19 protein-coding genes, 2 pseudogenes and 2 other annotated features are annotated in these 18,923 nt (G+C 37.3%); of the genes and pseudogenes, 13 read left to right on the forward strand and 8 right to left on the reverse strand.

Annotated elements, in window-relative coordinates; translation table 11 throughout:
* Positions 1-53: 53 nt before the first annotated feature.
* The 3 genes from adhP to ACM6HU_RS23490 all read left to right on the forward strand — a co-directional run bounded on the left by adhP (position 54) and on the right by ACM6HU_RS23490 (position 3,019).
* A complete protein-coding gene (adhP, locus tag ACM6HU_RS23480) occupies positions 54-1,070 on the forward strand; it encodes an alcohol dehydrogenase AdhP (protein WP_016116572.1) in 1,017 nt (338 codons plus the stop codon).
* Positions 1,071-1,371: 301 nt separating this feature from the next.
* Positions 1,372-1,863 carry a dUTP diphosphatase gene (locus ACM6HU_RS23485; RefSeq protein WP_003200923.1) on the forward strand — a complete coding sequence of 164 codons (492 nt, stop codon included), beginning with the start codon at positions 1,372-1,374 and terminating at the stop codon, positions 1,861-1,863.
* 70 nt (positions 1,864-1,933) lie between these two features.
* Entirely contained in the window at positions 1,934-3,019 is a 1,086-nt protein-coding gene (locus ACM6HU_RS23490; RefSeq protein WP_016116571.1) for a M42 family metallopeptidase, read from the forward strand.
* Between the two features lie 40 nt (positions 3,020-3,059).
* Here the strand turns inward: ACM6HU_RS23490 and ACM6HU_RS23495 are convergent, their stop codons facing one another.
* On the reverse strand, positions 3,060-3,353 hold the full coding sequence (locus tag ACM6HU_RS23495) for a DUF2691 family protein (protein ID WP_016116570.1): 294 nt from the start codon (positions 3,351-3,353) through the stop codon (positions 3,060-3,062).
* Between the two features lie 16 nt (positions 3,354-3,369).
* The gene (locus ACM6HU_RS23500) at positions 3,370-3,987 is read right to left on the reverse strand and encodes a TetR/AcrR family transcriptional regulator (protein ID WP_414848480.1); all 618 of its coding nucleotides are present in this window, start codon (positions 3,985-3,987) and stop codon (positions 3,370-3,372) included.
* 298 nt (positions 3,988-4,285) lie between these two features.
* On the opposite strand from ACM6HU_RS23500, the gene ACM6HU_RS23505 reads away from it, so the two are divergent.
* Both ACM6HU_RS23505 and ACM6HU_RS23510 read left to right on the forward strand, forming a co-directional pair.
* Complete coding sequence (locus ACM6HU_RS23505; protein WP_016116569.1) at positions 4,286-4,939, forward strand: HlyD family secretion protein; 654 nt, start codon at positions 4,286-4,288, stop codon at positions 4,937-4,939.
* Between the two features lie 16 nt (positions 4,940-4,955).
* Positions 4,956-6,716 (forward strand): DHA2 family efflux MFS transporter permease subunit, encoded by a 1,761-nt coding sequence (locus ACM6HU_RS23510; RefSeq protein ID WP_016116568.1) that lies wholly within the window; start codon positions 4,956-4,958, stop codon positions 6,714-6,716.
* A gap of 38 nt (positions 6,717-6,754) precedes the next feature.
* Here ACM6HU_RS23510 and ACM6HU_RS23515 read toward each other — a convergent pair whose 3' ends face one another.
* The 3 genes from ACM6HU_RS23515 to ACM6HU_RS23525 all read right to left on the reverse strand — a co-directional run bounded on the left by ACM6HU_RS23515 (position 6,755) and on the right by ACM6HU_RS23525 (position 8,739).
* Entirely contained in the window at positions 6,755-7,120 is a 366-nt protein-coding gene (locus tag ACM6HU_RS23515) for a hypothetical protein (RefSeq protein ID WP_016116567.1), read from the reverse strand.
* Positions 7,121-7,171: 51 nt separating this feature from the next.
* On the reverse strand, positions 7,172-7,879 hold the full coding sequence (locus ACM6HU_RS23520) for a CPBP family intramembrane glutamic endopeptidase (RefSeq protein WP_077294890.1): 708 nt from the start codon (positions 7,877-7,879) through the stop codon (positions 7,172-7,174).
* A 146-nt stretch (positions 7,880-8,025) separates the two neighbouring features.
* The gene (locus ACM6HU_RS23525; protein ID WP_016116565.1) at positions 8,026-8,739 is read right to left on the reverse strand and encodes a CPBP family intramembrane glutamic endopeptidase; all 714 of its coding nucleotides are present in this window, start codon (positions 8,737-8,739) and stop codon (positions 8,026-8,028) included.
* 287 nt (positions 8,740-9,026) lie between these two features.
* Between ACM6HU_RS23525 and ACM6HU_RS23530 the strand changes: the two are divergent.
* A pseudogene (locus ACM6HU_RS23530) lies at positions 9,027-9,131 on the forward strand (RNA polymerase subunit sigma-70); the annotation flags it as partial.
* Between the two features lie 187 nt (positions 9,132-9,318).
* Here the strand turns inward: ACM6HU_RS23530 and ACM6HU_RS23535 are convergent.
* Positions 9,319-9,834, reverse strand: a pseudogene (locus tag ACM6HU_RS23535) (HD domain-containing protein); the annotation flags it as partial.
* Positions 9,835-10,009: 175 nt separating this feature from the next.
* On the reverse strand, positions 10,010-10,219 hold the full coding sequence (gene sspI / locus ACM6HU_RS23540; protein WP_016116563.1) for a small acid-soluble spore protein SspI: 210 nt from the start codon (positions 10,217-10,219) through the stop codon (positions 10,010-10,012).
* Between the two features lie 114 nt (positions 10,220-10,333).
* Here sspI and ACM6HU_RS23545 point away from each other — a divergent pair, with 114 nt between their 5' ends.
* The 6 genes from ACM6HU_RS23545 to ACM6HU_RS23570 all read left to right on the forward strand — a co-directional run bounded on the left by ACM6HU_RS23545 (position 10,334) and on the right by ACM6HU_RS23570 (position 17,498).
* Positions 10,334-11,098: a TrmH family RNA methyltransferase gene (locus tag ACM6HU_RS23545; protein ID WP_016116562.1), complete on the forward strand. Its 765-nt coding sequence runs from the start codon at positions 10,334-10,336 to the stop codon at positions 11,096-11,098.
* A 63-nt stretch (positions 11,099-11,161) separates the two neighbouring features.
* Positions 11,162-11,390 (forward strand) — a binding site (T-box leader).
* A 44-nt stretch (positions 11,391-11,434) separates the two neighbouring features.
* Positions 11,435-12,469, forward strand: a complete 1,035-nt coding sequence (pheS, locus tag ACM6HU_RS23550; protein ID WP_016116561.1) for a phenylalanine--tRNA ligase subunit alpha — start codon at positions 11,435-11,437, stop codon at positions 12,467-12,469.
* 18 nt (positions 12,470-12,487) lie between these two features.
* Positions 12,488-14,908 carry a phenylalanine--tRNA ligase subunit beta gene (pheT, locus tag ACM6HU_RS23555; RefSeq protein ID WP_016116560.1) on the forward strand — a complete coding sequence of 807 codons (2,421 nt, stop codon included), beginning with the start codon at positions 12,488-12,490 and terminating at the stop codon, positions 14,906-14,908.
* A gap of 244 nt (positions 14,909-15,152) precedes the next feature.
* Positions 15,153-15,326, forward strand: coding sequence for a hypothetical protein (locus ACM6HU_RS23560; RefSeq protein ID WP_229161890.1), 174 nt, complete (start codon positions 15,153-15,155; stop codon positions 15,324-15,326).
* A gap of 67 nt (positions 15,327-15,393) precedes the next feature.
* Positions 15,394-15,646, forward strand: a binding site (T-box leader).
* 52 nt (positions 15,647-15,698) lie between these two features.
* The gene (asnS, locus tag ACM6HU_RS23565; protein ID WP_016116557.1) at positions 15,699-17,090 is read left to right on the forward strand and encodes an asparagine--tRNA ligase; all 1,392 of its coding nucleotides are present in this window, start codon (positions 15,699-15,701) and stop codon (positions 17,088-17,090) included.
* Positions 17,091-17,363: 273 nt separating this feature from the next.
* Positions 17,364-17,498: a YuzL family protein gene (locus ACM6HU_RS23570; RefSeq protein ID WP_077294892.1), complete on the forward strand. Its 135-nt coding sequence runs from the start codon at positions 17,364-17,366 to the stop codon at positions 17,496-17,498.
* Between the two features lie 92 nt (positions 17,499-17,590).
* On the opposite strand, the gene rnhC is transcribed toward ACM6HU_RS23570, so the two are convergent.
* A complete protein-coding gene (gene rnhC, locus ACM6HU_RS23575; protein WP_016116556.1) occupies positions 17,591-18,529 on the reverse strand; it encodes a ribonuclease HIII in 939 nt (312 codons plus the stop codon).
* 123 nt (positions 18,530-18,652) lie between these two features.
* Here rnhC and zapA point away from each other — a divergent pair, with 123 nt between their 5' ends.
* Entirely contained in the window at positions 18,653-18,922 is a 270-nt protein-coding gene (zapA, locus tag ACM6HU_RS23580; protein ID WP_000082702.1) for a cell division protein ZapA, read from the forward strand.
* Position 18,923 lies beyond the last annotated feature (1 nt).

Here is an 18,923-nt window from a genome sequence, read left to right on the forward strand (position 1 = left end):
TATTAAGATGAACTTGTAAGAACTTTTTGTATCTATAACTAGGAGGCGTTTACATGAAAGCAGCAGTTGTAAATGAGTTCAAAGAGAAGTTAGAAGTGAAAGAAGTTCCAAAACCAAAAGCTGGACTTGGTGAAGTTCTTGTACATATTGAAGCATGCGGCGTTTGCCATACAGATTTACATGCGGCGCACGGTGATTGGCCGGTAAAACCGAAACTCCCACTAATTCCAGGACATGAAGGTGTTGGAGTTATTGAAGAAGTAGGGGAAGGTGTTACTCACGTAAAAGTTGGTGACCGGGTTGGAGTACCATGGCTATATTCAGCGTGTGGTCATTGTGAATATTGTTTATCTGGCCGTGAAACGCTTTGCTTAGATCAACATAATGCAGGTTACTCAGTTGATGGTGGTTATGCAGAGTATTGCGTTGCAGCAGCTGATTATGTTGTGAAAGTACCGGATAACTTAGAATTCGTTGATGCAGCACCGCTATTTTGTGCCGGTGTTACAACATATAAAGCATTAAAAGTATCAGAAGCAAAACCTGGCGATTGGGTTGCGATTTTTGGTATCGGTGGCCTTGGGCATTTAGCTGTTCAATATGCAAAAGCAATGGGATTACATGTTGTTGCTGTTGATACTGTAGATGATAAATTAGAGCTCGCCAAAGAACTTGGTGCAGATTTAGCCGTGAATCCACTTAAAGAAGATGCGGTAGCGTGGATATTCGAGAAAGTAAAAGGTGTGCATGCATCTATTTGCACAGCTGTATCAAAACCGGCATTTGATCAAGCGTACCGTTCTATTAGACGAGGTGGCGCGTGTGTAGCAGTAGGGTTACCACCAGAAATGATGGAAGTACCAATCTTCGATACCGTCTTAAATGGCGTGAAAATTATTGGCTCTATCGTAGGGACAAGAAAAGACTTACAAGAAACATTGCAATTTGCCGCAGAAGGAAAAGTAAAAGCAATTATAGAAACACGTCATCTTGATGAAATTAATGAGATTTTTAGTGAAATGGAAGAAGGAAAGATTAATGGACGTGTTGTACTTGATATGACAAAATAAGTATAAAAGCTATAACAATATAGAAGAATATACAGTAAAAAAGTCGGAGGATTTCCTCTGGCTTTTTTACTGTCGTTTAAAGGCATCTTTCCTAGTAGAAACGACACTGCTATAATGGAAAGATGATATGGAAGTTTCATCATATGTAGATGATGTCTGAAACGTATTGATGATTTAGGGACAAGCTATTTTATAAGGGGCTAGGAAGCTAATTAGATAATAAAGGGTAGGATTTTTAAAGCTTACAATAAATATGAGATGAAACAACATTGTTTTTATGCGATGTTGGAGGAGGAATAGAATGGATTTACTACAGCTATTTAAATTACAAAAAGAGTTAGATGATCGTATTGTGAAAGAACATGATTTACAACCGAAGAAATTATTAAAAGAAAAAATGCTAGCACTCCTTGTTGAAATTGGGGAACTTGCAAATGAAACACGTTGTTTTAAATATTGGAGCAAAAAACCAGCAGCTGAACGTGAAGTTATACTTGAAGAATATGTAGATGGTCTGCACTTTATTTTATCGATTGGAATTGACCTAGGAATTGATAAAAACTTCCTATTTTATAAATGTGCTCAAACGAACAAAACACAAGTTGAAATTTTCTTAGACACGTATGCGAAAGTAATTCGTTTTACGGACCAACCGTCTATTACAAATTATATTGAACTATTTACAAGCTACCTTCGTTTAGGACAAGCTCTTGAGTTTGGTCAAGAAGAAATTGAAAAAGCATATTTAGATAAAAACGAAGTCAATCATCAGCGTCAAACACAAGGGTATTGATTTGCTTTTTTGAATATTTCAATTTAATTTTGTATAATGAAGTGAATGAAGAAAAAGGAGGGTGTTGGCAATGACAAAATTAGATTCGACATTGACAATGCTAAAAGAATTAACAGATGCACGCGGGATTGCAGGTAATGAGCGCGAACCACGTGAAGTTATGAAAAAATATATTGAACCGTTTGCAGATGAACTTTCTACAGATAATTTAGGAAGTTTAGTTGCGAAAAAAGTTGGGGAAGAAAACGGTCCGAAAATTATGGTAGCTGGCCACTTAGATGAAGTTGGCTTTATGATTACGCAAATTGATGACAAAGGTTTCCTTCGCTTTCAAACAGTTGGTGGCTGGTGGTCACAAGTTATGCTTGCGCAGCGCGTAACAATTGTAACACGTAAAGGTGATGTAACAGGTGTAATTGGTTCAAAACCACCACACATTTTACCAGCAGAAGCTCGTAAAAAACCGGTTGAAATTAAGGACATGTTCATTGATATCGGTGCTTCTAGCAAAGAAGAAGCAATGGAATGGGGCGTACGACCAGGGGATCAGGTTGTACCATACTTTGAATTCCAAGTGATGAAAAATGAAAAGATGCTACTTGCAAAAGCATGGGATAATCGCATTGGCTGTGCTATTGCAATTGACGTGTTAAAACAATTAAAAGATGAAAAGCATCCAAACGTTGTATACGGCGTTGGAACTGTTCAAGAAGAAGTAGGTCTTCGCGGTGCGAAAACATCTGCACATTATATTAAACCAGATATCGCGTTTGCTGTAGATGTTGGTATTGCCGGCGACACACCAGGAGTAACAGAAAAAGAAGCGCAAAGTAAAATGGGCGATGGGCCACAAATCATTTTATATGATGCATCAGTCATTGGACATACTGGGCTTCGCAATTTCGTAGTTGATGTGGCGGATGAATTAGATATCCCTTATCAATATGATTCTGTAGCTGGTGGCGGGACTGACGCAGGGGCAATTCATATTTCTGTCAATGGTATTCCATCTATGGCGATTACGATTGCAACTCGTTATATTCACTCTCATGCAGCAATGTTACATCGTGATGATTATGAGAATGCAGTGAAGTTAATTGTAGAAGTTATCAAACGTCTTGATAAAGAGGCTGTACATAATATCACATTTAATTAATAAGAAAAAGCGAAGGGGGTTCCCTTCGCTTTTTTATGTTTTACCATGCAGTTATTCTTGTTCTTGTGTCATTTTCATCAGTAATAAATTGTATATTTTTAAATCCGAAGCTGTCTGCATTTTTGTAAAGCAATTCGAGTTTTTCTTTATCTTTGCAGTAAATAACGGTATAACAGCTGTCCACTACGAAAAGAACGAGTTCACACTCACTTTCAACGAATTCTTCATAAGTTTCAATTTCTGAAACTTTGTCTTTCGGATATACTTGTAAATCAGCGAAAATAATACAATACACATTATTTACCAATAGATTTTCAAGGTCAGTACCTTCCATTATTTTATTATCTGTTTCAAAAAGGTCTCTCTAATCCAGCCGCAGTATGAGCCCCTAAAATAATTAAACGTGTAAGCTGCATCGCCATAAAGTGCGGCTTATAAATCATCCCTCTTTTTAACCACGACATAATCATCCCGATATGCGCACCTGTTACATAGCTAATGAGAATATCACGAGGAACCATAAGTTCGTCATCGTCTGGCTGTGAAATAGACAGACTTAACGTTAAATGTGTCTGAATCGTCTTCATCATTTTATAAGAATAGTTTCCGGCTGCTTTGTCTCCGAGCATTACGTTATAAAAGGTTGCATTCTCAGCGATGTGTTCAAATAAGGCTAGAAAAATTGGATTAGGTGAATCAAATGTAAGCTGAAAATCTTCTTTTGTTTGCTTTTTTGGCTTAATCACTTCTGATAAAGATGCTAACATCTCCTCTATACTCTTATCCAATAAATCGTACTTATCATGATAATGGCTATAAAAGGTAGCGCGATTGACAGGAGCACGCTCAGCGATATGCTGCACTGTGACATTTTCAAACCCTTTTTCGCCTACTAAAGCGACAAAAGCATCCTGTATCAATTGTCTCGTTCGTTTTACACGCGGATCGTTTGTATTTTTAATAGACATTTTATTTCTCCTTGCTGAATTTTATTTACTTAATCAACACAAATGTAGTTAATTGTTGGATAAACAACATACATACTTAAATTGTTGGTTGTAGATTCAAAATAATTATTTATAATTATAAAGGATATTCCTTTAGAAAACTGCACCGCTCGCATGCAAACAAGAATCTGTTTTGTTATGCAAAAGGTGTGCTTTTTTTTGGTTAATGGTTAACATAATTAACAATTAAAGAGTATAAACAAAAGGAATATAAATAGTTTAGTAAAAAAATTATATGCGATATAAGGAGAGGAAAGCAATGAATCAATTTCGAAGAATGGTGATTATTAATATTATCACATTAATTGTATTAGTTGGCGGCGGTATCGGCGGTTATTACTACTACAACCAATCTGAAAATTACTTGAAAACAGATAATGCAAAAATTGATGGAAAAGTGATTCCAATTGCATCACCAGTAGCAGGGAAATTAGCAGAATGGAAAGCCGAAGTAGGTAAGAGCTACAATGAAAACGATAAATTAGGTGCTGTTACTGTATCAGGACAAAATGGTGAGCAAACAATCGACGTAACAATTCCTCAAAATGCAACAGTTGTTCAATCCAACGCAACAACAAATGCGTTTGTCGGAGCAGGTAGTCCAATTGCATATGCATACGATATGAACGATTTATGGGTAACAGCAAATATTGAAGAAACAGACATTGATAGTGTACAAAAAGGTCAAGAAGTAGACGTATATGTAGATGCATATCCTGATACAACATTAACAGGAAAAGTAGAACGAGTTGGATTAACAACAGCAAATACGTTCTCTATGTTACCATCAAGCAATGCAACAGCAAATTATACGAAAGTAACACAAGTTGTACCAGTTAAAGTTTCTTTAGATCATAGCAAATCAGTAAATATTGTTCCTGGAATGAATGTGACAGTTCGCATTCATAAGTAAGGGGGGGGAAGATAAAATGTCCTCAGGTTTAATTGTAGGATATGCATTATTTTGTATCATCGTCTTCTTCCTTGTAAATCGTCTTTTAAGAAAGAAAAAAACGAACGCGGGAGAAGAACAAGTCCCAGCCGTAAGTAAGATAGAAACAACGCAATCAGAGCAAGAACCTTCAAATGTAGTCGAATTAGAAACAACAAAGCAAGAAACATCAAAACTTGAAAAAGAAGCACCGAAAAAGCAATTGCCGGTAGAGAATGTCAATGTAAAAGCAGTTGTAGCAGTATTAATTCTCGGTATGTTCGTTTCGATTTTAAATCAAACAATCATTAATGTTGCTTTGCCGCCATTAATGAATGAATTCAACGTATCAACTTCAACAGCGCAATGGTTAATTACAGGATTTATGCTTGTGAACGGGATTTTAGTGCCAATTAGCGCCTTCTTAGTTTCTCGGTTTACGTATCGAAAATTGTTTGTAGCAGCTATGCTATTCTTTACAGTCGGCTCTATTATTTGTGCGTTATCTGGAACCTTCACAATGATGATGATAGGGCGTGTAATTCAAGCGGTAGGCGCTGGTATCTTAATGCCAGTTGGTATGAATATTTTCATGACTTTGTTCCCGCCGCATAAGCGCGGAGCTGCAATGGGATTACTTGGAGTGGCAATGATTTTAGCGCCAGCTATCGGACCAACTGTAACAGGTTGGGTTATTGAAAATTATAGCTGGAACTTAATGTTCTACGGGATGTTCACTATCGGTTTAATCATCATAGTACTATCTTTAAAATTCTTTACACTAGCTCAGCCAGTTTATAAAATAAAGTTAGATATGTTTGGCGTTATTAGTTCAAGTATTGGACTTGGTAGCTTACTGTATGGATTTAGTGAAGCTGGAAATAACAGCTGGAGCAGTGCCGAAGTTGTGATTTCACTTATCATTGGTGTAATTGGTATAGCATTATTCATTTGGAGAGAGATGACGACGGATAACAAAATGCTGGATTTACAAGTGTTTAAATATCCAACGTTTACTTTTACATTATTAATTAACGCCATTGTAACAATGGCATTATTCGGAGGTATGTTACTACTTCCTGTATACCTTCAAAATATTCGTGGCTTTACGCCAATTGAATCAGGTCTCCTACTTCTTCCAGGATCATTAATTATGGGGATTATGGGACCAATCGCAGGTAAGTTATTTGATAAGTATGGTATTCGCCCGCTAGCAATAGTTGGATTAGCGATTACGACATATGCAACGTATGAATTTACGCAGCTAACGATGGATACACCATATAGCGTCATTATGACGGATTATATTATACGTTCATTTGGTATGTCATTCATTATGATGCCAATTATGACAGCAGGTATGAACGCACTGCCGATGAAATTAATTTCTCACGGTACAGCAACACAAAATACATCTAGACAAGTAGCAGGTTCAATTGGTACAGCAATCTTAATTACAATTATGACGCAGCAAACAACCAATCACGTAGCGGATTATGGGAATATGATAACAAAAACAAATCCAATTTTAGTTGATAAAGTGCACGGAATGGGACAAAGCTTGGCATCCGTAGCTGGATCAGCACAAGCTGGAGATGCGATGAGCTCACAACTATTATTCGGGCAAATTTCGAAGCTGTCTGCGATTAATGGTATTAATGATGCTTTCTTAATTGCAACAATATTAGCGGGTATTGCCTGGGTATTATCATTATTCTTGCCATCAGGCAATAAGCCGAACCGAAAAGCAGGGAATTAATTTTCTCTGCTTTTTCTGTGTTCTTATATTCTAAAAAACTACATCGGCAGAGACATCAATTGATAGAAAATAGCTCCCAGTACTCCTGCCGAACAAATGATAATCCCCATATTGCGAATGCTCTTAATTTGATTACGTATCCCGCTTATACCTGCCAATAAGCCAGCTAAAGCGAAAAGAATCCAGTACAGGACAGTTGGAATTGGTAAGATCTTATTGCCATCAATCCCCATTCCCCAGAAAATAAAAGGCATAGCGACGAATGAGAAACAAATAATCCCCATTGTAATAACAAGTAGCTTTCGATACCTGACTCCTGCTATAACTAAATAAATTCCACCAACTATTCCACATGATACAAGTACGGGCATAAAGAAAACCCACAGAAAGCTTAATATTTGCATATTATAAATTCCTCCTAATTTGTAAGTTGTATTTTACAATAAAAGGTTTATTTAATAAAAGAAAGAAGAAGTATTGATAATGATATGAAGTAGCATAGCTGGAATGATAGATTTTGTTTGTTTATATAACAATGCGGCAAATAGTCCAGTAATAAATGCACTCACCATCACACCAACTGAATATGTATGAGCGATGCCAAATAATAGACTGGATAAAAGCGCAGCTGGCCAAAATGTAAACTTCTCTTCAAAGAAACGTAAAAGCAATCCCCTGCATACAAGTTCCTCATAAATAGGTGCAATGATTCCGACTGCGAGAACTAATAGAAATTTATAGTGCTCTAAAGTAGCGAAATCTAGCACATCTAGCTGTTCTTGTAAGGATTCAGGGAATAGTTTATCTAATATAAAGAAGTCGATAAAAGCACCAATCACATAATAAATTAGTACATAGATGTACATGCGAAAAGTTTTTAAACATTGAAAATCAACAGCTGGTAAAACAAGTTGTCTAAGTGGCTTATACTTCATCGTGTATAGTACCAAAAAGAGTAGAGCTACGAATTCATAGCTAATATTTTTTAACGATTCAAGTAAAGGTGCATTTGTATTTTGGTTAGCTTGCTCATACAACCAAATTGGAAGTATGGTAAAAGCAGAATTTATGAGTGGAAAACAGAAAAAGAGAACTAACAAAATCCCAAGAAATTGAAGCCATGATGTTTTGGTCCAATGATCTAACTGTGTACGTATTTGCAAAGCTATACTCCTTTTTCATTTAATAGATTAAAGTTTCAATTTATCACGTTATTTGTGGGCAGTAAGACTCCACGCCTCAAGATTCAGAGAGAAACAAGGGAGATAGGTGGGGGATGAAGAAAACCCCCACTGATTAAAGTTTCGCTTTACAAAAACGCTAGCGTATTATTCATAATATGAAATAGCATGGCTGGAAGGATGGAGTTTGTTCGTTTACATAAAATAGCCATCAATAGCCCCATAAGGAAAGTTACAACCATAACGCCGAGTGAGTATGTATGAGCAATACCAAAGATTAAGCTCGTCCCAATTGCAGCAATCCAAAATGGAAAACGTTCTGAGAAGAAACGAAGGATGATACCCCGGAAAATAATTTCTTCAAAAATAGGAATGAAAATTGCAGATCCAATAATTAATAAAATTCGATATTGCTTTAGAACATCCAAGTTTAAAGCTGATGCTTGTTGCGTTGTCGCATCAGGAAATAGATGTGTTAAGATTAATGAATTCAAGACGATATTTAAGATGAAGAAAAGAACTAAGTATACGTAAGTACTCACTTTTTTTAGTGCCTTGAAATTGAAGGCGGATGATAATAACTTTTTTGCTGGTTCATACTTATAGATGAATAACAATAAAACGAGCAGTTGTAATAAAGTGCTCGCAGTATTTCCAAGTGATTCATATAGAGCAATTGTCTTTTTATTTGTAATGCCTTCACTATAAATCGTAAGCGGGAGTAATATAAATAAGCCGCTTAGTAGTCCTGTTCCAAAAAAGGCAAATAAAGAAGAACCCAAAAATTGTAACCAGGACATAGAGTGTTTTGGACCGTATGTAAGTTGCGTAGTCGCTTGCATATATCGAATCTCCTCTTTATATTTATATATAAAAATTATACACATTTAGTTTCGGTATGTCATTGTCTAATATTACATAATAATCAGACATTTAAAGTTAGAAATGAATGATTAAGAAACAAAATGGAAAAGTACTACATTTCGTTATTGATTGATAGGATGGACTCATCAAAGGTATTTATTCAAAAGTATTTAATTTCTTTAGACGACGCACATGAAGAATGTATGGATGATATACAGTTAGTTATTCGGGGGAACATTGAAAAATAGAATATAGTCTGATATAAATTATTTTTACACCCACAGTCACATCAGGTGAAGAGGGAGAGAAGAAAACAGATTACCGAAAAGTGTTAAATGAGGAAGTGTTTGAAGTTGTTGTAAAATCATAAAAGAGGTATCGCTATGTAGCGGTGCCTCTTTTTATAATTCAATTTATGATTATCCTAATTCCATTCACTTATATGTGTGATGGGTGTTGTATGGATTGCCAATCCGGTATATTAAAAATATATTACTGGTTAACAAATTCGCTCTGTTCTTTTTTTTATTTACAGAAATATGGGCATAGGACGTGGCTTGTGTTTGTAATTCGCGAGCTACCATTTTGTCTAATTGCTGAATTGCTTTGAGAGCTTTTTCATAAGAAATTGTCCGGTAGTGATGCACTCCGCCTGGCTCTTCATCTGCTTCGTCCGCCCACTTAATAATATTTTGTAGAGGTGTTCTTTCAATTGTTTGTTCTACTAGAAAAGAATCGGTATGCAGGAGAATAGCAACAGAAATTTCCTTTGCTTGCTTCGGGTGTTCTCCTAATCGGATTAATAATTTATGAGCTCTTTCCGCTCCTTTAATCGCATGTATATCATTCTTTTTATACAATTCATAGTCCCATTCTCCACCTGTGTACCATGTATGATGTCCTATGTCATGAAGAAAACCAGCCTTTGTTGCCGCATCGACTGAGGCGTGATGCTTTTTGGCTAAGTGAAACGCATGGTAAGCGACTGCAATCGCATGGACCATTCCAGAACGGTTGACATATTTTTGTGTGATATGATGTTGAAAAATTTGTTCAAGCGTAATACGGTGCATAAAACATTCACTCCTTTTATCTATTGATGTATATAAAGAAAATCGATAGGTTTAAATGTATTTTGAACATTGTACTCCATCACGTTATGTTAGTAAAGTAGAAATGTTTAGGAGGAGAGAATTTTTTATGCATATAAAAATCACCTTCGCTCATGCCAAGGTGATTTCCTATTCTTTATTTTTTTAGCCCTTGCTCAAGTGTTTCTAACATCTCATGTTTTCCATTTTCGTTGGCATTTTGCCAAATGACTTCAAATAAAACACCAAGCCCTGGAAGCATTTTTTCTTCACCACTTTGAATTGCTTCTACAATTGTCTCTTGTAACTCGCCCTGCGTATTTCCTGCAATGTTTGCTAATACAGCACCGCGTAGATTAAAGTTCATTCTTTTCACCTCTTCTTCTGAATTGAAACTGACGTTAGTTTTTGTTCTTTTTTATGTAAATATGTATGAAAAATAGGCTATAATGAGAAGACAAGAAGAGAGGGAATACATAGAATGAAAAACATTGATTCAGTACAAAATCCGCGTGTAAAGCAGTGGAAAAAGCTACAGACGAAAAAAGAGCGCGATAAAAAAGGTTTATTCTTTGTAGAAGGATTTCATTTAGTAGAGGAAGCTTTAAAAGCAGGAGTTATAACAGAACTTATCGTCTCAGATCAGACAGATCTTCCGAAAGATTGGACGGTTACTGATGTTGAAATGTATATTGTGCCGGAAGCAATTGTAAAGGTACTTCGTGAAACAGAAACGACGCAAGGTGTATTTGCTGTTTGTGAGAAGCGTGAGAAAGAAATCGCTCTTACAGATGGGAAATTTCTATTATTAGATGGTCTACAAGACCCAGGTAATTTAGGAACAATTATTCGTACAGCAGATGCAGCTGGTATCCAGGCCGTTGTGCTTGGAGAAGGATGCGTGGATGCTTATAATAGTAAAGTGCTCCGCTCTACACAAGGTTCGATCTTCCATTTACCGATTGTAAAAGGAAGCTTAGAAGAATGGGTAGATAAGTTAAAAGAAAAGAACGTTCCTGTATACGGAACAGCGCTTGAAAACGGAGTTCCATATGGTGAAGTAACGCCGACAGGAAGTTTTGCATTAATTGTAGGAAACGAAGGAAATGGTGTACGCCAAGAAATTCTTACAAAATGTAATCAAAACTTGTATATTCCGATTTATGGCGGGGCAGAATCATTAAATGTTGCGGTTGCTGCTGGAATTTTAACGTATTATTTACAAAGCCCAGTTGCGAACAGGTAAAAAACTTCTTATAATAAATTGAAGTACATGTTCATGATGAACATATAATAAAAGTGAAATAATGAAAAGACGTTGATAGAGAAGAGTAGCTTGCAAAATCGCCATATAGGGAGAGAGTGCCGTAGACTGAAAGCATTCTTATGGTAGACGGAAGTGAATTCACCTCTGGAGTTGACGCCAGGACCATTGATATGTAAAGGCGTTCCGGCCAAAGTTGGCCGTTATAACAATTAAGTGGGCAGACTTGTTCTGTCAATTTAGGGTGGTACCGCGAATTTACCTCGTCCCTTTTTAGGGAGCGAGGTTTTTTTATTTTTAAAATTAGGAGGGTTCCAAATGGAAGCACGTTTAAAAGAGCTAAAGCAAAAAGCGTTAGAGCTGATTGAAGAAGCGAAAGAGCTAAAAGGCTTAAACGATGTACGCGTTGCGTATTTAGGAAAAAAAGGTCCAATTACAGAAGTGTTACGCGGCATGGGGAAATTATCAGCAGAAGAGCGTCCACGTATGGGAGCATTAGTAAATGAAGTACGTGAAGCAATTCAAACACGTTTAGAAGACAAAATTAACCACTTAGAAAAAGCAGTAATCGAAGAAAAATTAGCATCTGAAACAATTGATGTTACATTACCAGGTCGTCCTGTAGAAACAGGCTGCCACCATCCATTAACAGCGGTTGTTGAACAAATTGAAGATGTATTTATCGGTATGGGATATGAAGTGGCTGAAGGAACAGAAGTAGAGAAAGATTACTACAACTTCGAAGCGTTAAACTTACCGAAAGATCACCCAGCGCGTGATATGCAAGATACATTCTACATTACAGAAGAAACGTTACTACGTACACATACATCTTCTGTGCAAGCAAGAACAATGGAAAAGAATGCAGAAAAAGGCCCAATTAAAATTATTTGTCCTGGTAAAGTGTATCGCCGCGATGATGACGATGCGACGCATTCACATCAGTTCATGCAAATTGAAGGTCTTGTAATTGACAAGAATATTCGCATGAGTGATTTAAAAGGTACATTACAAGTATTCGTGAAAAAGATGTTCGGTGAAGATCGTGAAATTCGTCTTCGTCCAAGTTTCTTCCCATTCACTGAACCATCTGTTGAGATGGATATTTCTTGTATGATGTGTCACGGGAAAGGTTGCGGCACTTGTAAAGGAACAGGCTGGATTGAAATTTTAGGTGCAGGTATGGTTCATCCGAACGTACTTGAAATGGCTGGTTATGATTCAAAAGAATATCAAGGTTTCGCATTCGGTATGGGTGCAGAGCGTATCGCAATGTTAAAATACGGCGTTGATGACATTCGTCATTTCTATACAAATGATGTACGTTTCTTACAACAATTCAAACGAGCGTAAGGGAAGGAGAGGATAAATATGTTCGTATCATATCGTTGGTTACAAGAGTATGTAGATATTAAAGATGTAACGGCACAAGAACTAGCAGATAAAATCACGAAAAGTGGTATTGAAGTAGAAGGTATTGAAGTATTAAATAAAGGTGTAAAAGGTGTTGTCGTTGGTCACGTATTAGAATGTGAAAAACACCCAGAAGCTGATAAATTAAGTAAATGTCTTATCGACATCGGTGAAGAAGAGCCGGTACAAATCATTTGCGGTGCTCCTAACATTGCAAAAGGTTTAAAAGTACCAGTTGCGAAAGTTGGCGCTGTTCTTCCTGGTAACTTCAAAATTAAAAAGGCAAAACTACGCGGTGAAGCTTCTCATGGTATGGTTTGTGCATTGCAAGAGCTTGGCATTGACGGAAAACTAGTTGCGAAAGAATATGCAGACGGTATCTTCATTTTCCCAAGCGATGCAGAAGTTGGTGCAGATGCACTTGAAATCTTAAACTTACACGATGAAGTGCTTGAGCTTGGCTTAACACCAAACCGTGCAGATTGCTTAAACATGTTAGGTGTTGCATATGAAGTAGCTGCTATTTATGGCCGTGAAGTGAAGCTTCCAGCTAGTGACTTACAAGAAATAGCAGAAAAAACTTCTGACTATATTTCTGTAAGTGTAGAAGCAACAGAGCAAAACCCATTATATATCGCAAAAATGGTGAAAAACGTAAAAGTTGGTCCATCACCAATGTGGATGCAAACTCGCCTTATGGCAGCGGGCATTCGTCCAATTAGCAACGTAGTTGATATTACAAACTACATTTTAATTGAATACGGCCAACCATTACATGCATTTGACTATGATAAATTAGGTTCAAAAGAAATCATTGTTCGTCTTGCAAAAGAAGGCGAAGCAATTCAAACATTAGATGATCAAGAGCGTAAATTACATGATCATCACCTTGTTATTACAAACGGCACAAAAGCGTTAGCGGTTGCTGGTGTAATGGGCGGAGCAGAATCTGAAGTTGACAACGATACAGTAAACGTTCTGATCGAGTCTGCATACTTTGCAGGGCAAACAGTGCGCCGCACATCAAAAGACTTAGGTCTTCGCAGTGAATCAAGTGCACGTTTTGAAAAAGGAATCGACCCAACACGTACATTTGAAGCAATTCAACATGCAGCTGCTTTAATGGCAAAATACGCTGGCGGAGAAGCGCTTGAAGGTGTAGCAGAAGTTGATAACTTACAAGTGCAAGAGCGCACAGTGTCTGTGACAGCTGAAAAAGTAAACCGTGTATTAGGTACAGAAATCTCTGCAAGTGAGATGGGTACAATCTTCACAAACTTCAAGTTCCCATTCACAGAAGTAGAAGGAACATTCCATGTGAACGTACCAGCACGTCGTCCTGATATTACAATCTCAGAAGACTTAGTAGAAGAAGTAGGTCGTCTGTATGGTTACGATCATATTCCAGTTACATTACCAACTGGTACAATGACACGTGGTAAATTAACAGCTGCACAAACAAAACGCCGTAAAGTACGTCGTTACTTAGAAGGCGCTGGCTTATATGAAGCAATTACGTATTCATTAACAAGCGCTGACAAAGCGAAACAATTTATGGTTGAGCCGAACGAAAAAGCACCTGTTAACCTTGCACTTCCAATGAGTGAAGAGCGCAGTCAACTTCGTTTAAGCTTAGTACCACAATTGCTAGAAGCAGTTTCATATAACAACGCTCGTAAAAATGACAGTGTTGCATTATATGAAGTAGGTTCTATCTTCTTACCAACAGAAGCAGGTGAACTTCCGAAAGAAGAACAGCATCTTGCTGGTGTTATGACAGGTCTTGCTCTTCATCATGCATGGCAAGGTGAGAAGAAAGTCGTTGACTTCTTCGTTGCAAAAGGTGTGTTAGAAGGATTATTCGACGGACTTGGCGTTGCAAGCAATATCACATATGCTCCTGCAAAACGTGAAGGTATGCACCCAGGACGTACAGCCGATATCTTACTAGACGAAGAAGTAATTGGTTTCATCGGTCAGTTGCACCCAGAAACGCAAAAACAATTAGATGTGAAAGATACATTCGTATTCGAACTATCTCTTGTAAAAGTATTCGGTGCAGACGTAGAAGAAACTTACTATACAGCAATCCCGCGTTTCCCATCTATGACACGTGATATGGCTGTTGTCGTAACGACAGATGTAAAAGCAGGCGAAATGAAGCAAGTTATTAGCGAAGCGGGCGGAGAACTTCTAAAAGAAGTAACACTATTTGACTTATACGAAGGTGAGAAAATGGAAGAAGGCAAGAAGTCACTTGCATTCTCTATGAACTACTTCGATCCAGAACGTACATTAACAGACGAAGAAGTAACAGAAGCACATAGCCGTGTATTAACGGTAGTAGAAGAGAAGTTTGGTGCGGAGTTACGTAAATAATTTTTACATGTGAAAGAGAGGATCATCACTCATGATAAGAGTGATGATCCTCTTTTTTTATGAAAAGAAAAAATCAATGCAACCAAATACTAGTTTTTTGTATCTAATAGGGTGTAAAGAACATGAAAACAATCGTATATTGAAATTAATTAGCAAGGGGGTTCTTGAATGGGAAAGTTAGAAGCCTTGGTGAAAAAGGCGAAAAAGGGAGATGGGGAAGCTTTTGTTTCTCTTGTGCAACGCTATGAAGATGGTAGACGAAACAGGAAAAGAATATAAATCAAAAGGGTATAGTCAGGATGTTGAGAATGGTAAAACGATTGTCTATGTTAATTTCTCGATTACTTCTTATGACAAAGCGAATACATTGAAGCTCCAAATGAAGAAGTTTGGAGAAATAGAATTAGTTAGGAAATAAAGTGAAAGATATAAGACAACTTGCATCTTTCCTACGAATGTAGTACATTAATTTTAGTTTAACAAAATGAAAGACGATGATAAGGAAAAGTAGTATATACTATAATCCATAGCGAGTCAGGGGCGGTGAGAGCCTGATGAGGCGGTATATGTGAAGAACACCTTGGAGTTGCTAACCGAAATTGAAGCTTGTATTCAAGAGTAGACTTAGACGGGAATCCGGCCTGTTACAAACCGGGAAGTATGTACATACATACGAGTTAAAGTTGGTCTTTATGACAAATTGGGTGGTACCGCGAAGTTTAACCTTTCGTCCCTTTATGGATGAAAGGTTTTTTTGTATTCAAATATATCAGCAAAGGAGAATTTCACTATGGAAAACACATTAGTAAAAAGTCTGTATAGAGATACAGATAAATACGTAGATCAAAAAGTACAAGTATCAGGTTGGATTCGTAACTTACGTGATTCAAAAGCATTTGGTTTCATCGAATTAAACGACGGTAGCTTCTTCAAAAGCGTTCAAATCGTTTTCGATACAGAATTAGATAACTTCAAAGAAATTGCGAAACTTCCACTTAGCTCTTCAGTTAAAGTAGAAGGTAAAGTAATTGCAACACCTGGAGCAAAGCAACCATTTGAAATTAAAGCAGAAAAAATTGATATCGAGGGCTTATCAGATTCTGATTACCCACTTCAAAAGAAACGTCATACGTTTGAATACTTACGTACAATTGCTCATTTACGTCCAAGAACAAATGCATTCTCTGCAACATTTAGAGTGCGTTCTATCGCGGCATTTGCGATTCACCAGTTCTTCCAAGAGCGCGGTTTTGTACATGTTCATACACCAATTATTACTGGTAGTGATACAGAAGGTGCAGGCGAAATGTTCCGCGTAACAACACAAGACATGAATAACGTGCCAAAAGGTGAAGATGGAAAAGTTGATGAATCAAAAGACTTCTTCGGCAAAGAAACAAACTTAACAGTAAGTGGACAACTTAATGCTGAAGCTTATGCATTAGCGTTCCGTGATGTATACACATTCGGACCTACATTCCGCGCAGAAAACTCAAACACAACTCGCCACGCAGCTGAGTTCTGGATGGTTGAGCCTGAGATTGCATTCGCTGAACTTGAAGATGTAATGGATCTGACAGAAGATATGCTGAAATATGCAATGAAATATGTACTAGAGCATGCACCAGAAGAAATGGAATTCTTCAACAGCTTTGTTGATAAAACAGTTCTAGAGCGCATGAACAACGTAATTAACTCTGACTTCGGCCGTATCACATATACAGAAGCAATTAAAGTGCTTCAAGAGTCAGGTGCAGACTTCAAATATCCAGTAGAATGGGGTATTGACTTACAAACAGAGCACGAAAGATACTTATCAGAAGAAATCTTCAAACGCCCTGTATTCGTAACTGACTATCCGAAAGACATTAAAGCATTCTACATGCGTATGAATGATGACGGTAAAACAGTAGCTGCTACTGACCTTCTCGTTCCTGGCATTGGTGAATTAATCGGCGGAAGTCAACGTGAAGAAAGAATGGATGTTTTAGTAGACAGAATTAAAGAATTAGGTATGAATGAAGAAGACTACTGGTGGTACTTAGAACTTAGAAAATACGGCGGCACAAAACACGCTGGATTTGGCCTAGGTTTCGAACGTTTCCTAATGTACATCACTGGTATGGCTAACATTCGTGACGTAATTCCATTCCCAAGAACTCCAGGTTCTTCGGAGTTTTAAGATGGTAAAAAAGCGAGAGCAATTGCTCTCGCTTTTTTTATATTGAAGCCTTTCTCTCGCACAGCTGAGGTTGCATTGGATATGGATGCCGCAAAGCGTCTATGGGATATTAGTGAAGAGCAGACTCATCTCTCAGGAAAATAGAACTAGCGTTAATAGAAATGAAAGTGTAAGAGTGACTTTATACTGATTGGATCGGCAGTATATATTTTGATTATTATGCTGTATAGTTTCTCGCCTCTAAGTAAAAAGTAACGCGAAGGGGTGAATAAAATGGGCAAAAAGATTAAAAAAGATCCTTCTAGAGCAAGTCTTGGTTCCTCGCAAGTCGAAGGGCAAGGAACTACAACAAACGAAACGGGTTCTTTTAAAGTATCTTCATCAAATAAGAGACAAAAACGAAGCTAAACATATAAATAAGAGTAGTCATGTCGACTACTCTTATTTATATGTTTTTATTTTGTTTAGTTCATTTATATATTGTCGATACTGAAAAATAGTTATTTTTTCAGTAAACGAAATGCTTTTTCTGTATTTGCAAAGTGAAGTTTCACAAACTCAGGAAGTCGTTCTTTTCCAAGTTTTTGAATCAATTTAGCCGCGGCAATATCAACTTGCTTGCCTGCCCCCTTCGAAAGTGGCATACCCGCTTTTTTGCTTAGTTCATCAAACTGTTTTACGAATGAGTAGCGAGCTAAAATGGAGGCTGCTGCAACTGCTAAATGGACACTCTCGCCTTTTGTTGCAAAATACACGTTTTCACGCTGGACTTCTTTTTGTTTTGTTAAGTATTTATAATATGTATCAGGTTGTGTAAATTGGTCAATTAGGATGCCTTCTGGCTTTGTCGGCGCGATCTTTTTTAGTAAATTTGTAAGAGCTTTATTGTGTAAGAGCGCTTTTAGTTTACCTTGATTGTTCCCTTTTTCGAACAGTTCGTTATATTTTTCATTATGCAAAACGAGAGAGCTGTAAGGAACAACGCTAAGTAGTTGCTTTGCAATTTCAGCAATTTGCGCATCGTTTAAATTTTTAGAGTCTTTTACACCAAGTTCTTTTAACAATGGAATTTGCTTTGCATCTACATATACAGCAACAACTGTCATCGGTCCGAAGTAATCTCCAGTACCTACTTCATCGGATCCTGCTATAGACATTGTTCCAATGGAAGAAGGCGGGGCATAGCAGTGTGAATTTGCCGTTTTTTTAACAGAAGATTTAGGTGCTTGAGAAACATTTTGCCAACGTGCTGCTTCTTCTAGAGCACGAGTACCTTGAAACATTACTTTGCCTGATTTATAGGCTGTAATTGTACAAGATGGGACTTTTGCCATAAAGACACCGCCTTGCGGAACTTTCGGTGCAATTGCTTGTTTATATTGCTGTTTCATATCTTCAATTGTTCTAGAACTTGTTTGGATTACGATAGAATTTGACAAAGTAGTCGCTCCTTTTTTATATTGTTATTTTTATCATATCGGATTGTTCTTTCTGTTTCCATATTATGATGGTTCATGGTATGATAAACTTTAGGATTCTGTACGTGATTGGAGGCCGGTGAGTTGTCACAACAAAAGGGAAATAAAAGTCGAATTAATGTAGAAATCTATGGTCAACAATATTCAGTTGTTGGCGATGAAAGTACAAGTCATATCCGCATGGTAGCAGCGATTGTGGATGATAAAATGCGCGAACTCAATGCCAAGAATCCTTCGCTTGATACGAGTAGACTAGCGGTATTGACGGCGGTAAACGTCATACACGATTACATAAAATTAAAAGATGAACATGAGAAATTGAAAGAAAGTATGACAAAAAAAGGAATGGAATAAC

The organism is Bacillus sp. IT-79MI2, from assembly GCF_949768135.1.
Lineage (GTDB): Bacteria > Bacillota > Bacilli > Bacillales > Bacillaceae_G > Bacillus_A > Bacillus_A pseudomycoides.

Coding starts and splice junctions, on each gene's coding strand:
- ACM6HU_RS23545 (WP_016116562.1), top strand. CDS start 10,334: ATGAAAAACATTGATTCAGTACAAAATCCGCGTGTAAAGCAGTGGAAA.
- pheT (WP_016116560.1), top strand. CDS start 12,488: ATGTTCGTATCATATCGTTGGTTACAAGAGTATGTAGATATTAAAGAT.
- sspI (WP_016116563.1), bottom strand. CDS start 10,219: ATGAACTTTAATCTACGCGGTGCTGTATTAGCAAACATTGCAGGAAAT.
- ACM6HU_RS23500 (WP_414848480.1), bottom strand. CDS start 3,987: ATGTCTATTAAAAATACAAACGATCCGCGTGTAAAACGAACGAGACAA.
- pheS (WP_016116561.1), top strand. CDS start 11,435: ATGGAAGCACGTTTAAAAGAGCTAAAGCAAAAAGCGTTAGAGCTGATT.
- ACM6HU_RS23510 (WP_016116568.1), top strand. CDS start 4,956: ATGTCCTCAGGTTTAATTGTAGGATATGCATTATTTTGTATCATCGTC.
- ACM6HU_RS23560 (WP_229161890.1), top strand. CDS start 15,153: ATGAAGATGGTAGACGAAACAGGAAAAGAATATAAATCAAAAGGGTAT.
- ACM6HU_RS23490 (WP_016116571.1), top strand. CDS start 1,934: ATGACAAAATTAGATTCGACATTGACAATGCTAAAAGAATTAACAGAT.
- ACM6HU_RS23495 (WP_016116570.1), bottom strand. CDS start 3,353: ATGGAAGGTACTGACCTTGAAAATCTATTGGTAAATAATGTGTATTGT.
- ACM6HU_RS23515 (WP_016116567.1), bottom strand. CDS start 7,120: ATGCAAATATTAAGCTTTCTGTGGGTTTTCTTTATGCCCGTACTTGTA.
- adhP (WP_016116572.1), top strand. CDS start 54: ATGAAAGCAGCAGTTGTAAATGAGTTCAAAGAGAAGTTAGAAGTGAAA.
- ACM6HU_RS23505 (WP_016116569.1), top strand. CDS start 4,286: ATGAATCAATTTCGAAGAATGGTGATTATTAATATTATCACATTAATT.
- ACM6HU_RS23485 (WP_003200923.1), top strand. CDS start 1,372: ATGGATTTACTACAGCTATTTAAATTACAAAAAGAGTTAGATGATCGT.
- ACM6HU_RS23570 (WP_077294892.1), top strand. CDS start 17,364: ATGGGCAAAAAGATTAAAAAAGATCCTTCTAGAGCAAGTCTTGGTTCC.
- ACM6HU_RS23525 (WP_016116565.1), bottom strand. CDS start 8,739: ATGCAAGCGACTACGCAACTTACATACGGTCCAAAACACTCTATGTCC.
- asnS (WP_016116557.1), top strand. CDS start 15,699: ATGGAAAACACATTAGTAAAAAGTCTGTATAGAGATACAGATAAATAC.